At 51.7% G+C, this 14,339-nt stretch carries 16 protein-coding genes; 8 read left to right on the forward strand and 8 right to left on the reverse strand.

Annotated features, from left to right (window positions below):
* Positions 1–63: 63 nt before the first annotated feature.
* Positions 64–1,041, reverse strand: coding sequence for an elongation factor P--(R)-beta-lysine ligase (epmA, locus tag ACOZIO_RS16985; protein ID WP_217158649.1), 978 nt, complete (start codon positions 1,039–1,041; stop codon positions 64–66).
* Between the two features lie 283 nt (positions 1,042–1,324).
* Here epmA and frdA point away from each other — a divergent pair, with 283 nt between their 5' ends.
* The 5 genes from frdA to blc all read left to right on the forward strand — a co-directional run bounded on the left by frdA (position 1,325) and on the right by blc (position 5,291).
* Entirely contained in the window at positions 1,325–3,124 is a 1,800-nt protein-coding gene (frdA, locus tag ACOZIO_RS16990; RefSeq protein WP_421595523.1) for a fumarate reductase (quinol) flavoprotein subunit, read from the forward strand.
* Entirely contained in the window at positions 3,069–3,851 is a 783-nt protein-coding gene (locus ACOZIO_RS16995) for a succinate dehydrogenase/fumarate reductase iron-sulfur subunit (protein ID WP_421595524.1), read from the forward strand. Before frdA ends, ACOZIO_RS16995 begins: the two co-directional genes overlap by 56 nt.
* Positions 3,852–3,862: 11 nt before the next feature.
* The gene (frdC, locus tag ACOZIO_RS17000) at positions 3,863–4,273 is read left to right on the forward strand and encodes a fumarate reductase subunit FrdC (protein ID WP_129954228.1); all 411 of its coding nucleotides are present in this window, start codon (positions 3,863–3,865) and stop codon (positions 4,271–4,273) included.
* 9 nt (positions 4,274–4,282) lie between these two features.
* Positions 4,283–4,642 (forward strand): fumarate reductase subunit FrdD, encoded by a 360-nt coding sequence (frdD, locus tag ACOZIO_RS17005; RefSeq protein ID WP_129954226.1) that lies wholly within the window; start codon positions 4,283–4,285, stop codon positions 4,640–4,642.
* A 124-nt stretch (positions 4,643–4,766) separates the two neighbouring features.
* Positions 4,767–5,291 (forward strand): outer membrane lipoprotein Blc, encoded by a 525-nt coding sequence (gene blc / locus ACOZIO_RS17010; RefSeq protein WP_129954224.1) that lies wholly within the window; start codon positions 4,767–4,769, stop codon positions 5,289–5,291.
* A 76-nt stretch (positions 5,292–5,367) separates the two neighbouring features.
* Here the strand turns inward: blc and ACOZIO_RS17015 are convergent, their stop codons facing one another.
* The 3 genes from ACOZIO_RS17015 to efp all read right to left on the reverse strand — a co-directional run bounded on the left by ACOZIO_RS17015 (position 5,368) and on the right by efp (position 6,417).
* On the reverse strand, positions 5,368–5,502 hold the full coding sequence (locus ACOZIO_RS17015; RefSeq protein ID WP_129954222.1) for an entericidin A/B family lipoprotein: 135 nt from the start codon (positions 5,500–5,502) through the stop codon (positions 5,368–5,370).
* A 120-nt stretch (positions 5,503–5,622) separates the two neighbouring features.
* Positions 5,623–5,736: an entericidin A/B family lipoprotein gene (locus ACOZIO_RS17020; protein WP_370278348.1), complete on the reverse strand. Its 114-nt coding sequence runs from the start codon at positions 5,734–5,736 to the stop codon at positions 5,623–5,625.
* Positions 5,737–5,850: 114 nt separating this feature from the next.
* A complete protein-coding gene (efp, locus tag ACOZIO_RS17025) occupies positions 5,851–6,417 on the reverse strand; it encodes an elongation factor P (RefSeq protein ID WP_013573742.1) in 567 nt (188 codons plus the stop codon).
* Positions 6,418–6,455: 38 nt separating this feature from the next.
* Between efp and epmB the strand changes: the two genes are divergently transcribed.
* Positions 6,456–7,484, forward strand: coding sequence for an EF-P beta-lysylation protein EpmB (gene epmB / locus ACOZIO_RS17030; protein ID WP_129954218.1), 1,029 nt, complete (start codon positions 6,456–6,458; stop codon positions 7,482–7,484).
* 192 nt (positions 7,485–7,676) lie between these two features.
* Here epmB and ACOZIO_RS17035 read toward each other — a convergent pair whose 3' ends face one another.
* The 4 genes from ACOZIO_RS17035 to ACOZIO_RS17050 all read right to left on the reverse strand — a co-directional run bounded on the left by ACOZIO_RS17035 (position 7,677) and on the right by ACOZIO_RS17050 (position 11,021).
* Positions 7,677–8,021 carry a DUF4156 domain-containing protein gene (locus tag ACOZIO_RS17035; protein WP_129954216.1) on the reverse strand — a complete coding sequence of 115 codons (345 nt, stop codon included), beginning with the start codon at positions 8,019–8,021 and terminating at the stop codon, positions 7,677–7,679.
* A gap of 298 nt (positions 8,022–8,319) precedes the next feature.
* On the reverse strand, positions 8,320–9,966 hold the full coding sequence (gene groL / locus ACOZIO_RS17040; RefSeq protein ID WP_129954214.1) for a chaperonin GroEL: 1,647 nt from the start codon (positions 9,964–9,966) through the stop codon (positions 8,320–8,322).
* 53 nt (positions 9,967–10,019) lie between these two features.
* Positions 10,020–10,313 carry a co-chaperone GroES gene (locus ACOZIO_RS17045; RefSeq protein WP_009636718.1) on the reverse strand — a complete coding sequence of 98 codons (294 nt, stop codon included), beginning with the start codon at positions 10,311–10,313 and terminating at the stop codon, positions 10,020–10,022.
* A 216-nt stretch (positions 10,314–10,529) separates the two neighbouring features.
* Entirely contained in the window at positions 10,530–11,021 is a 492-nt protein-coding gene (locus tag ACOZIO_RS17050; protein WP_014333639.1) for an FxsA family protein, read from the reverse strand.
* 374 nt (positions 11,022–11,395) lie between these two features.
* Between ACOZIO_RS17050 and aspA the strand changes: the two genes are divergently transcribed.
* Both aspA and ACOZIO_RS17060 read left to right on the forward strand, forming a co-directional pair.
* Positions 11,396–12,832, forward strand: coding sequence for an aspartate ammonia-lyase (gene aspA, locus ACOZIO_RS17055; RefSeq protein WP_014333637.1), 1,437 nt, complete (start codon positions 11,396–11,398; stop codon positions 12,830–12,832).
* Positions 12,833–12,966: 134 nt separating this feature from the next.
* On the forward strand, positions 12,967–14,268 hold the full coding sequence (locus ACOZIO_RS17060; protein WP_129954212.1) for an anaerobic C4-dicarboxylate transporter: 1,302 nt from the start codon (positions 12,967–12,969) through the stop codon (positions 14,266–14,268).
* Positions 14,269–14,339: the final 71 nt, after the last annotated feature.

Here is a 14,339-nt window from a genome sequence, read left to right on the forward strand (position 1 = left end):
TGCCCTTTCAGATTGCTGACAAAGTCCTGACCCTGAGGTCAGGGCTGAACAGCAGAATCAGGATCAGGCGCGCGTCACCGGGAAGGCCAGCACATCGCTCAGGCTGGCGGCACCCAGTGCAATCATAATCAGACGGTCAACGCCCAGCGCCACACCAGAACACTCCGGCATGCCGTGCGCTAACGCATCCAGCAGATTGTTATCAATGGGATGCTGCGGCAGGCCGCGTGCCGCGCGTTTACGGTTGTCCTGCTCGAAACGCTGACGTTGTTCACGACTGTCTGTCAGTTCACGGAAACCATTTGCCAGCTCAATGCCTTTGTAATACACCTCAAAACGCTCGGCCACGCGGTGATCTTCCGTGCTGATTTCTGCCAGAGATGCCTGCGTCGCCGGGAAGTGATAGACGAATGTCGGCTTATCGCGGCCAATATGCGGCTCCACTCCCATCGTAAATAACAACTGTAACAGGGTGTCGCGGTCTTCTTCGATGTCGGCAATATTGGATAAATCCAGTTTTGCCGCCGCTTCGCGCAGCTCAGTTTTATCGGCAGAGAGGGGATCAATACTTAAATGGCGGGTAAATGCCTGCTGATAAGACAAGGTTTCAGCACTGTCGCAATCGAGTACCTGCTGGAGCAGATCATCCACTTCATTCATCAGGCGGTACATGTCATAACGCGGACGGTACCATTCCAGCATGGTGAACTCCGGGTTGTGATGACGTCCGGCTTCTTCATTACGGAAACTGCGGCCCATCTGGTAAATCGGCCCGCTGCCCGCTGCCAGCAAACGTTTCATGTGATATTCCGGGCTGGTCATCAGATACAGCGTCATGCCGTCAGCCGCACCCGGCCCGACAAAACGCGTCTCAAACGGTACCAGATGAATGTCGGTCACCGTGGCCTGACTCATCGCTGGCGTTTCAACTTCCAGTACGCCGCGATCGGCAAAGAAACGTCGGATCTCAGCGAGGATTGCCGCACGCTTCAACAAATTGGCGACAGAAGCACTGGGTTGCCAGCTTGCTGTTTCGCTCATGGTGATTTACTCCGAATTCAGAAAAGTCATGCAGTCTACCCGCATCCCCGCAGGCAAACAATTATCTCATTTTGCGAAGCAAAAAGCAGAGAAAGCCCAAACCTGCATTCACATCAAATTACCGCTTCTACCCCTTTGGTATCATAATTCCCTTACAAACAATAAGAATATCAGCCATCGGGACAGCGCCTGTATGTCATCGGGGTTCACTAACTCTTCGAATATGAAGAGCTTTTCGCGGGTGTTTCAAACCCGATCTCATTGATGATAGTGGAGGAATGCAGTGCAAACCTTTAACGCCGACATTGCAATTATAGGTGCAGGTGGGGCGGGTTTACGCGCAGCAATAGCCGCAGCGGAAGCCAATCCCAACCTGAATATCGCGTTGATTTCGAAAGTGTACCCAATGCGCAGCCACACGGTCGCTGCCGAAGGCGGTTCTGCCGCAGTGACACAAGATCACGACAGCTTTGATTTTCACTTCCAGGATACTGTTTCCGGAGGCGACTGGCTGTGTGAGCAAGACGTGGTGGATCATTTCGTGCATCAATGCCCGACTGAAATGGCCCAGCTAGAACTGTGGGGTTGCCCCTGGAGCCGTAAAGATGATGGTTCCGTCAATGTCCGCCGCTTCGGCGGGATGAAGATCGAACGTACGTGGTTTGCAGCGGATAAAACCGGTTTCCACATGCTGCATACATTGTTCCAGACCTCGCTGAAATATCCGCAAATCAAGCGATTCGACGAACATTTCGTTCTCGATATTCTGGTCGATGAAGGCCAGGTTCGGGGCGTTGTCGCGATTAATATGATGGAAGGCACCCGCGTACAAATCCGGGCCAACGCCGTGGTCATGGCAACCGGCGGCGCTGGCCGTGTTTACCGTTATAACACCAACGGCGGCATCGTCACCGGCGACGGTATGGGCATGGCGTTCCGTCATGGCATCCCTCTTCGTGATATGGAATTCGTACAATATCATCCGACCGGCCTTCCGGGCTCCGGTATTCTGATGACTGAAGGTTGCCGGGGTGAAGGCGGTATTCTGGTCAATAAAGACGGTTACCGTTATCTCCAGGATTACGGTATGGGGCCGGAAACGCCGCTGGGTGAACCGAAAAATAAATACATGGAACTGGGCCCGCGCGACAAGGTATCGCAGGCGTTCTGGCACGAATGGCGGGCCGGCCGGACTATCGAAACACCGCGTGGTGACGTGGTGTACCTGGATTTACGCCATCTCGGCGAGAAAAAACTCCGTGAACGTCTGCCGTTCATCTGCGAACTGGCTAAAGCTTATGTCGGCGTCGATCCGATTACTGATCCGATCCCTGTTCGTCCTACCGCACACTACACCATGGGCGGCATCGAAACCGATGCGCAGTGTGAAACCCGCATCAAGGGTCTGTTTGCGGTCGGTGAGTGTTCGTCCGTCGGCCTGCATGGCGCAAACCGTCTCGGCTCAAACTCGCTGGCCGAACTGGTGGTGTTCGGCCGTATGGCCGGTGAAAAAGCAGCAGAACGCGCCGTACAAGCTAAAGACACCGGCAACAACGATGCGCTCGACGCACAGGTTCGTGATATCGAAAATCGTATCGCCGCGCTGATGGCACAGGAAGGCGACGAAAGCTGGGCAGCCATCCGCGACGAAATGGGTCTGGCGATGGAAGAAGGTTGCGGCATTTACCGCACCACCGAACTGATGCAAAAAACCATCAATAAACTGGCTGAACTGAAAGAACGCTTTAAGCGGGTGAAGATTCAGGATACCTCCAGCGTTTTCAATACGGATTTGCTGTACACCATCGAACTGGGGCATGGCCTGGAAGTGGCCGAATGCATGGCGCATTCCGCCCTGCACCGCTGCGAATCCCGCGGCGCGCATCAGCGTCTGGATGAAGGCTGTACTGAACGCGATGACGTGAATTTCCTCAAGCATACTCTGGCCTTTTATCAGCCAGACTCCGCCCCGCGTCTGGAATATGGCGATGTGAAAATTACCACGCTGCCACCGGCAAAACGCGTATATGGCGGAGAATCTGAGACTCACGATAAAAAAGATAAGGAGCAATCACGTGGCTAAAATACGCAGCCTGAAGGTTGAAATCATGCGCTACAACCCGGAAACGGACAGCGCGCCGCATCCGGTGGTGTATGACGTGCCTTTCGATGAAACAACGTCGCTGCTCGATGCTCTGGGCTATATCAAAGATCATCTGGCCGCTGATCTTTCCTATCGCTGGTCCTGCCGGATGGCAATCTGCGGCTCATGCGGCATGATGGTCAATCGCGTGCCGAAGCTGGCATGTAAAACCTTCCTGCGGGAATATCCGGACGGTATGCAGGTGGAAGCGCTGGCGAATTTCCCGGTTGAGCGTGATCTGGTGGTCGATATGACCCACTTTATCGAAAGCCTGGAATCCATCAAACCTTACATTATCGGCAATACCCGCACGGTGGGTGAAGGCCCGGGTAAGCAAACTCCGGCGCAAATGGAGAAATACCATCAGTTCTCCGGCTGTATCAACTGCGGTTTGTGTTACGCCGCCTGCCCGCAGTTTGGTCTGAACCCGGAATTCATCGGTCCGGCCGCTATTACGCTGGCACACCGCTATAACCTTGATAACCGGGACCACGGCAAGGCACAACGTATGCCGCAGCTAAACACTCAGAACGGTGTCTGGAGTTGTACGTTCGTCGGGTATTGCTCCGAAGTTTGTCCGAAGCACGTCGACCCCGCAGCCGCCATTCAGCAAGGCAAAGTCGAAAGCACCAAAGACTTCATGATCGCGAGGCTGAGACCGCAATGAGGGAGGAAAATATGACAACTCAAAGTACGGGCAGCAAACGTAAGCCCTACGTGCGTGAGATGAAAGCCAGCTGGTGGAAAAGCTTACCGTTCTACCGTTTTTATATGCTGCGTGAGGGCACGGCGGTGCCGGCCGTGTGGTTCAGTCTCTTACTGCTGGCAGGGATTTTTTCGTTACGTAACGGGCCTGAAAGCTGGGCGGGTTTTGTGAATTTTCTGCAAAACCCGGTGGTCTTGCTGATTAACCTGATCGCCCTGCTTGCGGCGTTGTTGCACACCAAGACCTGGTTCGAACTGGCACCGAAAGCCTCTATTGTGATAGTGAAAGGCAAAAAAATGGGGCCGGAACCGGTGATTGCCGGTTTCTGGGGCGTGACAATCGTCGTGACGCTGGTTGTGCTTGTCATTGCACTGTTTCTTTAAGGAGGCGACATGAAAAATACTCTTCCTAAACGTTCAGACGAGCCGGTGTTCTGGGGATTGTTTGGCGCGGGCGGTATGTGGAGCGCGATTTTCGCACCGGTGATGATCTTGCTGGTGTGCTTCCTGCTGCCGCTGGGCTTCTTCCCCGGTGACGCACTGAGCTATCCGCGCGTACTGGCATTTGCACAAAGCGGGATCGGGCGTCTGTTCCTGCTGCTGATGATCGTTCTGCCTTTGTGGTGCGGGCTGCACCGGATCCACCATGCCATGCACGACCTGAAGATCCACGTTCCGGCCGGTAAATGGGTATTTTACGGTCTGGCGGCGATCTTAAGTATCGTGACCCTTATCGTATTGATCCGCCTCTGATCCGCAAAGATCCCCCTTTCCAGCGGTCATCTCTCTGGCCGCTGTTTTCATTCTTTCTGCACTGATTTTCCCTTTTTCTTTTTTGTTACCTACACTTAGAGAACATACTAAGGAAGGAAGGTCTATGCGTATCTGGTCAAAACTCAGCGTTATCATCACAGCACTTCTGTCGGTCGCGTGCAGCGTAACGCCGCCTGCTGACGTCAAAGTCGTCAATAATTTCGAACTCACCCGTTATCTCGGTACCTGGTATGAAGTCGCCAGACTGGATCATAGTTTTGAAAGCGGACTGGAACGCGTCACCGCTAATTACAGTTTGCGTGATGATGGTGGGGTAAAAGTGATTAATCGCGGGTTTAATCCGCAAAAGAATAAATGGCAGGAAAGTGAGGGCAAAGGTTACTTCACCGGATCGCCGGCGCGGGCGGCGCTCAAGGTGTCATTCTTCGGCCCGTTCTATGGCGGCTATAATGTCATTGAGCTGGATAAGGATTACCGGTACGCGCTGGTATGCGGGCCGGATAAAAGCTACTTGTGGATCCTCTCCCGTACGCCAACACTGGATGACCGCGTGAAGCAGCAACTTCTGCAAACAGCACAAGGCTACGGATTTGATACCAGCAAACTGGTGTGGGTGAAACAGCCTTAATTCCCGTGCCGTAAAAACAACACTGCCTGCATCAATGTGCAGGCAGACATCAACTTACTTTACTATTACCCGCCCGCTATTGCGCGCTTTTCTGGATCGCTTGCCCACCGGCAGATACATCTTCCCCTACACCACGCGTGGTATTGCAGGCGGTTAACGCGGAAGACAGGACAACAACAGATAAGATAGCGAGGATACTTTTCTTCAGCATATAAATTTCCTTCCTATAAGAGAATGTAAAGTACGACACTGTTAGTGTAGCTAACTTTCCGGATATAGAAGGCAACAGGCAGGATTTTAGGACATTTGGTAAAAAACGAGGCTGAAGAAATCAGCCTGCTTTGGAAATCGCACCACCCAGATGTTGGATGTCTTCACCGAAACCATGAACCGTGTTGCAGCCGGATAACGAAGCCAGCAACGTCACTGAAACTACGATAAACATTATCTTCTTCAACATGGTAAACACAATCCAATTCAAAAAGTTGGGGCTGGAAAGCTGCGGCAGGATTTACTCTGCGGCAGCTTTCATCCGGCGTAATAAATAAGTATCGAAAACTTATTTAACGCGGGAAACGTATTCGCCAGAGCGGGTGTCACAACGGACAATTTCGCCGATCTGCACGAATAATGGCACTTTAACCACGGCGCCAGTGCTCAGGGTAGCTGGCTTACCGCCTGTACCTGCGGTATCACCTTTCAGGCCCGGGTCAGTATCAACAACTTCCGCTTCGATGAAGTTTGGTGGCTGAACCGCGATAGGACGGCCATCCCACAGCGTTACGATACATTCTGCGTTGTCCTGGAGCCATTTAGAGGCGTCAGAAACCGTCTTCTCTTCAACCTGATGCTGTTCGAAAGTCTCAGGGTGCATGAAGTGGTAGAACTCACCATCGTTGTACAGGTAGTTCATGTTGGTATCTACAACGTCAGCGCCTTCGCATGAGTCGGTAGATTTAAACGTTTTTTCTACACGGGAACCGGTCAGCAGACGACGCATTTTAACGCGTGCGAAAGCCTGGCCTTTGCCTGGTTTTACGAATTCACTGGATTCGATAGCGTAAGGCTCGCCCTCGAACATGATTTTAAGACCCGGACGGAAATCGTTGCTAGAATAAGTCGCCATGATGGCCCTCTAATTTTAAACTGGTATTAGCCAAAAAAATGGCAAACATTGTAACCCTAAACACGCCATTTAGAGAAGATTGGTTGTATCAACTCGGCGATGTTATCACTGACCCGGATGAACTGCTTACTCTTCTGGCACTTAACGACAATGCAGAATTGCAAAGTGGGCGTGAAGCCCGTCGTTTGTTCCCGCTTCGCGTGCCCCGCGCCTTTGTGGCACGTATGCAGCCGGGCGATCCACAGGATCCTTTATTGCTTCAGGTATTAACCGCGCACGAGGAGTTTATCGCCGCGCCGGGCTTTACCACTGACCCGCTTGATGAACAACGCAGCGTTGTTCCGGGTCTGTTGCACAAGTATAGCAATCGCGCCCTGTTATTGGTGAAAGGCGGATGTGCGGTAAATTGCCGCTACTGTTTCCGCCGTCATTTCCCGTATCAGGACAACCAGGGAAATAAGGCCAACTGGGTTCAGGCGCTGGATTATATCCGCACACGCCCCGAACTCGATGAAATTATTTTCTCCGGTGGTGATCCGCTGATGGCCAAGGATCATGAACTCGACTGGTTAATCGGTGAACTGGAAGGCATCGCACACATTAAGCGGCTGCGTATTCATACCCGTTTGCCGGTGGTTATTCCTGCACGTATCACGGATACCTTCTGCCAGCGCCTGGAAAAATCACGCCTTCAGGTGCTGATGGTAACGCATATTAATCACGCCAATGAGATCGATAATGCATTACGCGCCAGTATGGCGAAGCTGAAACGCCATGGCGTGACGTTGCTTAATCAGAGCGTGTTGCTGCGGGGGGTAAATGATTCTGCCGAAGTGCTTGCCACACTGAGCAACGCGCTGTTTGACGCGGGTATTTTACCTTACTACATCCACGTGCTGGATAAAGTACAAGGTGCGGCGCATTTCATGGTGAACGACGACGAAGCGCGCGTCATTATGAAACAACTGATGAGTAAAGTGTCAGGTTATATGGTGCCGAAACTGACCCGTGAGATTGGCGGCGAGCCGAGCAAAACCATTTTGGATCTGCGCCTGAAGCAGTCTTAACACATCCTTCCTCCCCCCAATAATTCAAGTTGCAGCAAGGCGGCAAGGGATGGAGTCCCGATGAGCTTACTCAGGTAAGTGATTCGGGTGACTGAACGTAGCCCACTCACCTGCGGCTTAAAGTATGAAGGGGGGAATGCAAAAAGGGATGCCAGTGGCATCCCTTTAATATTTTTATCGCTCAGGCGACGACTATGGGCACTTATAAACCTGACCGACCATTTTGCTGTCAACCGGTGCAAAGCTGGACAGGAAATTCTGGGACGGGCTGTTAGCACCATAAATGGTGTTGCCGCCCATCGCTGCCGCTTTGTTGCGCAGGTCATTAGCTGCGCCACGCATGGAGCTGCCGTCACCGCCGGTACCGGAGAACCAGTTGCTTTGGGCACCGGTGACTTGGCCAAGCAACTGACAATTTGCGCCTGGTTTGTCGTCTGTGAATTTCACCTGCTGACCCGCTGCATCCAGTTGATGAGTGGTACTGCACCCGGCAAGCAGCGCGATAGCTGACAGGCCCAGTAACATTTTAATCCGCATCACTTTCCCCATTTGTTTTTGTAATCACATAAAGCCTATCAGAAAACACCTGGCTTTCTTAGGCATCCGTTGCCACGTATACCTAAGCTGGCGGTAACGGTAAAAATCCGAAAACCACGTAGAAACGAGTCTACACGTTAAAGGCCGGAGACAATGAGAGTTATCTTACTGAACCTGATAAAAAAGGGTCAAACAAAAAAACCCGGCCTTTTCAGACCGGGTTTTTTCAGTATATGAAGTCAGTGAGCAAAAAGCCCGCTGATTTCGCATACCTGCGGATGAACGCAGGGGGGGATGATTACATCATGCCGCCCATGCCGCCCATGCCACCCATACCGCCAGCACCGCCCATATCGACTTTATCGTCTTTAGGCAGGTCGGTGATCATGCACTCAGTGGTGATCATCAGGCCAGCTACAGAAGACGCGTACTGCAGAGCAGAACGGGTCACTTTAGTTGGATCCAGGATACCCATTGCAATCATGTCGCCGTACTGTTCAGTGTAAGCGTTGTAACCGAAGCTACCTTCGCCTGCTTTAACGGTATTGGCGATAACAGAAGCTTCTTCGCCTGCGTTTACAACGATCTGACGCAGTGGAGCTTCCATTGCGCGCAGAGCAACGCGGATACCCACGTTCTGATCATCGTTGTCGCCAGTCAGGTTAGCCAGGGTATGAGCAACGCGAACCAGCGCCACACCACCACCGGCAACCACGCCTTCTTCTACCGCAGCACGGGTTGCGTGCAGGGCATCTTCAACGCGCGCTTTTTTCTCTTTCATTTCAACTTCAGTCGCTGCGCCCACTTTCAGAACGGCTACGCCGCCTGCCAGTTTAGCCACACGCTCTTGCAGTTTTTCACGATCGTAATCAGAAGTTGCTTCTTCGATCTGCTGACGGATCTGAGAAACACGGCCCTGGATAGTGGCTTCTTCACCCACACCATCAATGATGATGGTGGTGTCTTTGTTGATCACAACACGTTTAGCCTGACCCATATCTTCCAGGGTCGCTTTTTCCAGTTCCAGACCGATCTCTTCAGAGATAACAGTACCACCGGTCAGGGTTGCGATGTCTTGCAGCATGGCTTTACGACGATCGCCGAAGCCCGGAGCTTTAACCGCAGCCACTTTCACGATGCCACGCATGGTGTTCACGACCAGAGTCGCCAGGGCTTCGCCTTCAACGTCTTCAGCAATGATCAGCAGTGGTTTACCGGCTTTAGCAACGGCTTCCAGCACTGGCAGCATTTCGCGAATGTTAGAAATTTTCTTGTCAGCCAGCAGGATGAACGGGCTTTCAAGTTCAACAGAACCGGTTTCTGGTTTGTTGATGAAGTATGGGGAAAGGTAACCGCGGTCGAATTGCATACCTTCAACAACGTCCAGCTCGTCTTGCAGGCCAGTACCTTCTTCAACCGTGATCACGCCTTCTTTACCGACTTTTTCCATCGCTTCAGCGATCAGTTTACCTACGGTTTCGTCGGAGTTAGCGGAGATCGTCCCTACCTGTGCGATAGCCTTAGAGTCAGCGCAAGGTACAGACAATTTTTTCAGTTCTTCAACCGCAGCAACGACAGCTTTGTCGATACCACGTTTCAGATCCATCGGGTTCATCCCAGCAGCAACAGCTTTCAAACCTTCAGTGATGATTGCCTGCGCCAGAACAGTTGCAGTAGTGGTACCGTCACCCGCTGCATCGTTCGCTTTGGACGCGACTTCTTTCACCATTTGTGCGCCCATGTTTTCGAACTTGTCTTCCAGTTCGATTTCACGTGCAACGGACACGCCGTCTTTAGTGATGGTAGGTGCGCCGAAAGATTTGTCCAAAACCACGTTGCGGCCTTTAGGACCGAGGGTCACTTTTACTGCATCAGCAAGGATGTTTACGCCACGCAGCATTTTCACACGGGCGTCATTACCGAATTTTACTTCTTTAGCTGCCATTTTTAATTTCCCTTAAATTCGTTCTGTTCAGAAAAAAGTGGGTCGGGGGACAATCAGGCTTCAACAATGGCCAGAATGTCGCTCTCGGACATGATCAACACTTCTTCATTGTCGATCTTCTCAGCTTTCACGCCGTAACCGTCGTTGAAAATGACGATGTCGCCAACTTTCACGTCCAGCGCTTTAACTTCACCGTTTTCCAGAATGCGACCATGGCCGACAGCCAGGATTTCGCCACGGGTAGATTTACCTGCAGCTGAGCCAGTCAGAACGATGCCGCCAGCAGATTTAGATTCTACTTCTTTACGCTTGACGATAACGCGGTCATGCAATGGACGAATTTTCATTGATAACTCTCCTGTGAGCGGGTCCATATCTATTTTTAGGATTGAATGCCTGGCAGATTCCTGCCCGGCCTCGTGGTTTGTTTAATGGGGGCGATACCTCACCCTTCAAGGGGAAGAACAGAAAAAAATTTCTCTTTTTCTTTCGCTGCACGGATGACTAAAAATTGACCTCCGCAGTGCTTCCCAACAATCTTTTAACAATTAAGGCCACAGAGATTAGCGATCGCGGTGCTCTGTGTCGTCATCTTTTTTAGGTGAAACCAGACGTTCCTGCGTTTCATCCGTCCGCTGGAACTCGCCATCAAAGGTATTCCCTGTTGGCGCACTGCTTCCCCAGTTACCACCGGAACGCACAATATTCAAATGAGGCATCAGTTTAAGCGTCAGTCGTTTCTGGATCGGCGGTAGTAAGAGCAGCAAACCGAGGAAATCGGTAAAGAAGCCCGGTACCAACAGCAGAAACCCGGCAATGACCAGCGAAACACTTTTGACCATCTCAGCCGCCGGGCTTTCCCCAACCGCCAGTTTTTGCTGCAATTGCATAAACGTTTTCATCCCCTGATTCTTCACCAGGGACACGCCCACACAGGAGGTGAAAACGACCAGCAGCAACGTTGTTGCGACGCCCACCACCGCAGCCACCTTGATAAATAAGGTGATTTCAATGTAAGCCAGCAGGAATAACAGTAGTAACGGTAACCAGCGCACCGCATTCTCCTTGTAATTTGGCTCCGGAAGCGCTGTCGCAGCGGCATTCCAAAACCCTGAATAAGGGCCTGCTTGGGATCTTCGCTATCAAAGAAATGCAGGCTGACTACACTGAGATGGTGCTCATTCATTATCATTTCAAGCACCGGGCTTGATTTAATTGAGCCGGTAAATGAATTGTGAGAATTCTCACAGATACTAAAAACATGCACACTAATAGGGCAGGATAGTGATCTTAGTACGTGCAATTCATCTGGAGCAGCATATGATCGCCTTCGTTGCTAAAACAACGGTTGATCGTTTTAAATTTATCACGGCAAGTAACATAATTTTAAACATCGCATAACACATTCTGTACCGAAGAGAAGGTTCTCATGTCAAACACCATTCGTATCGAGGAAGACCTGCTGGGCACGCGCGAAGTTCCGGCAGAAGCTTATTACGGCATTCACACCCTGCGGGCGATTGAAAACTTCTACATCAGCAACACCAAGATCAGCGATGTCCCTGAGTTTGTTCGTGGCATGGTGATGGTGAAAAAGGCTGCGGCTCTTGCTAACAAAGAACTGCGCACCATTCCACGCCATATTGCGGATATCATTATTCAGGCGTGCGACGAAGTGCTTGATAAAGGCAAATGCATGGACCAGTTCCCTATCGACGTGTATCAGGGCGGCGCGGGAACCTCGGTAAATATGAACACGAATGAAGTGCTGGCGAACATCGGTCTTGAACTGATGGGACACCAGAAAGGCGATTACCAGTTCCTCAATCCAAATGATCATCTGAACAAATGCCAGTCGACCAATGATGCCTACCCGACCGGTTTTCGTATCGCCGTGTACGCGTCTTTGCTAAAGCTGGTTGATGCTATTTCCCAGTTAGGGGATGGTTTTGAGCGTAAAGCGAAAGAATTTGAAAACATCATCAAGATGGGCCGCACACAGTTGCAGGACGCCGTTCCGATGACGCTCGGTCAGGAATTCCACGCGTTTAACGTGCTGCTCAAAGAAGAAACCCGCAACCTGATGCGCACCGGCGAATTACTGCTCGAAGTCAACCTCGGGGCGACGGCAATCGGTACACGCCTGAATACACCAGAAGGTTATCAACAACTGGCGGTAGAAAAGCTGGCAGAAGTCAGCAATCTGGCCTGCGTACCGGCAGAAGATCTGATTGAAGCGACCTCAGACTGTGGCGCGTACGTGATGGTCCACAGCTCACTGAAACGCCTGGCCGTGAAGCTTTCTAAAATCTGTAATGACCTGCGTCTGCTTTCTTCCGGACCGCGCGCGGGTTTAAACGAAATTAACCTGCCGGAATTGCAGGCGGGCTCATCCATTATGCCGGCCAAAGTGAACCCGGTGATCCCTGAAGTAGTGAATCAGGTGTGTTTTAAAGTCATCGGTAACGACGTTTGCGTCACGATGGCGGCTGAAGCAGGCCAGTTGCAGCTGAACGTGATGGAACCGGTAATTGGTCAGGCGATGTTTGAGTCAGTGCATATCCTGACTAACGCCTGTTACAATCTGCTGGAAAAATGCATCAACGGTATTACTGCCAACAAAGAAGTGTGTGAATTCTACGTTTTCAATTCAATCGGCATCGTCACCTACCTTAACCCGTTCATCGGCCATCACAACGGCGATATCGTCGGCAAGATTTGTGCTGAAACCGGTAAGAGCGTCAGAGAGGTGGTGCTCGAACGTGGCCTGCTGACAGAGGCGGAGCTGGACGATATTTTCTCTATCGAAAACCTGAAACATCCGGCCTACAAAGCCAAACGCTATACCGATGAAAATGAACAGTAACAGATTTCACTGCTGACCTTTTGAGGCTCGTTGTTCTGCGGAACAGCGGGCCTTTTTACTTTGCACGACACAACAATTACACAACAATTAATTATCAATTCCTTAAGGAATGCGGGGAATAGGGACGGACAACCATGTTAATTATCGAATTTATTATCGTACTGGCGGCGATTTTCCTCGGTGCGCGCTTAGGCGGCATCGGCATTGGTTTCGCGGGCGGGCTTGGCGTTCTGGTGCTCGCCCTGATAGGCGTTAAACCGGGAACTATCCCCTTTGACGTCATCTCCATCATCATGGCCGTGATCGCCGCGATCTCGACCATGCAGGTGGCTGGCGGGATGGATTATCTGGTGCAACAAACCGAAAAATTGCTGCGCCGAAATCCCAAACACATCACCCTCCTCGCACCTGTTGTCACCTATTTTCTGACGATTATGGCGGGCACTGGCAACATTTCACTGTCAGCATTACCGGTTATTTCTGAAGTCGCCAAAGAGCAAGGGATTAAACCCTGTCGCCCGCTTTCCACCGCCGTAGTTGCTGCCCAGATAGCAATTACTGCCTCGCCGATTTCTGCCGCAGTGGTGTACATGGCTTCCACCATGGAAGGTCACGGCGTCAGTTATTTGCATCTGCTGATGGTGATGATTCCGTCCACGCTGGCCGCAGTGATCCTGATGTCACTGATTGTCAGCGCGTGCTTTGACTCGAAACTGTCCAATGACCCGGTTTATCTCAAACGGTATGAAGAAGGCCTGATCCAACTGCGTGGTAATAAAGCGCTGGAAATCAAACGCGGCGCCAAACTTTCGGTATTGCTGTTCCTGCTCGGCGTCCTGACGGTGGTCGCTTATGCGGTCATTAACAGCCCTAGCCTGGGCTGGGTCGCGCAACCTGTGATGACCACTAACAGTGCCATCCTGATTATCATGCTCAGTGTCGCCACACTAATCACCTTGCTGTGCAGTATTGATACCGACGCCATTCTGACATCCAGCACATTCAAATCCGGCATGAGCGCCTGTATTTGTATTCTCGGCGTGGCCTGGCTGGGTGACACCTTTGTGCAGGCCAATCTCAGTTGGATCAAAGAAACGGCGGGCGGATTGATCCAGGTACATCCGTGGCTGCTGGCAGTGATCTTCTTCTTCAGTTCAGCGCTGTTGTATTCGCAGGCCGCCACCACCAAAGCCCTGCTGCCGATGGCCCTGGCGCTGAGTGTATCCCCCCTGACTGCCGTAGGTTCATTTGCTGCCGTGTCAGGTTTGTTCATTCTGCCCACTTACCCGACACTGGTTGCCGCCGTGCAGATGGATGACACCGGCACCACCCGCATCGGGCGCTTCGTTTTCAACCATCCGTTCTTTATCCCCGGCACCATTGGCGTATTCCTCGCGGTACTTTTCGGATTCGGTTTCGGCAGTATTATTCTCTGACAGTTTTCCGGGGGCTGCGGCCCCTGTTAAGCACTGCGGGACTTTCTGCTCAGCGATTGGTCAGGGTATAC

This window comes from Rahnella sp. PD4, assembly GCF_049199325.1.
GTDB lineage: Bacteria > Pseudomonadota > Gammaproteobacteria > Enterobacterales > Enterobacteriaceae > Rahnella > Rahnella perminowiae.

Coding starts and splice junctions, on each gene's coding strand:
- epmA (WP_217158649.1), bottom strand. CDS start 1,041: ATGAGCGAAACAGCAAGCTGGCAACCCAGTGCTTCTGTCGCCAATTTG.
- ACOZIO_RS17045 (WP_009636718.1), bottom strand. CDS start 10,313: ATGAAAATTCGTCCATTGCATGACCGCGTTATCGTCAAGCGTAAAGAA.
- ACOZIO_RS17060 (WP_129954212.1), top strand. CDS start 12,967: ATGTTAATTATCGAATTTATTATCGTACTGGCGGCGATTTTCCTCGGT.
- ACOZIO_RS16995 (WP_421595524.1), top strand. CDS start 3,069: ATGGCGGAGAATCTGAGACTCACGATAAAAAAGATAAGGAGCAATCAC.
- epmB (WP_129954218.1), top strand. CDS start 6,456: ATGGCAAACATTGTAACCCTAAACACGCCATTTAGAGAAGATTGGTTG.
- groL (WP_129954214.1), bottom strand. CDS start 9,966: ATGGCAGCTAAAGAAGTAAAATTCGGTAATGACGCCCGTGTGAAAATG.
- ACOZIO_RS17020 (WP_370278348.1), bottom strand. CDS start 5,736: ATGTTTATCGTAGTTTCAGTGACGTTGCTGGCTTCGTTATCCGGCTGC.
- frdD (WP_129954226.1), top strand. CDS start 4,283: ATGAAAAATACTCTTCCTAAACGTTCAGACGAGCCGGTGTTCTGGGGA.
- ACOZIO_RS17035 (WP_129954216.1), bottom strand. CDS start 8,021: ATGCGGATTAAAATGTTACTGGGCCTGTCAGCTATCGCGCTGCTTGCC.
- frdC (WP_129954228.1), top strand. CDS start 3,863: ATGACAACTCAAAGTACGGGCAGCAAACGTAAGCCCTACGTGCGTGAG.
- aspA (WP_014333637.1), top strand. CDS start 11,396: ATGTCAAACACCATTCGTATCGAGGAAGACCTGCTGGGCACGCGCGAA.
- efp (WP_013573742.1), bottom strand. CDS start 6,417: ATGGCGACTTATTCTAGCAACGATTTCCGTCCGGGTCTTAAAATCATG.
- ACOZIO_RS17015 (WP_129954222.1), bottom strand. CDS start 5,502: ATGCTGAAGAAAAGTATCCTCGCTATCTTATCTGTTGTTGTCCTGTCT.
- blc (WP_129954224.1), top strand. CDS start 4,767: ATGCGTATCTGGTCAAAACTCAGCGTTATCATCACAGCACTTCTGTCG.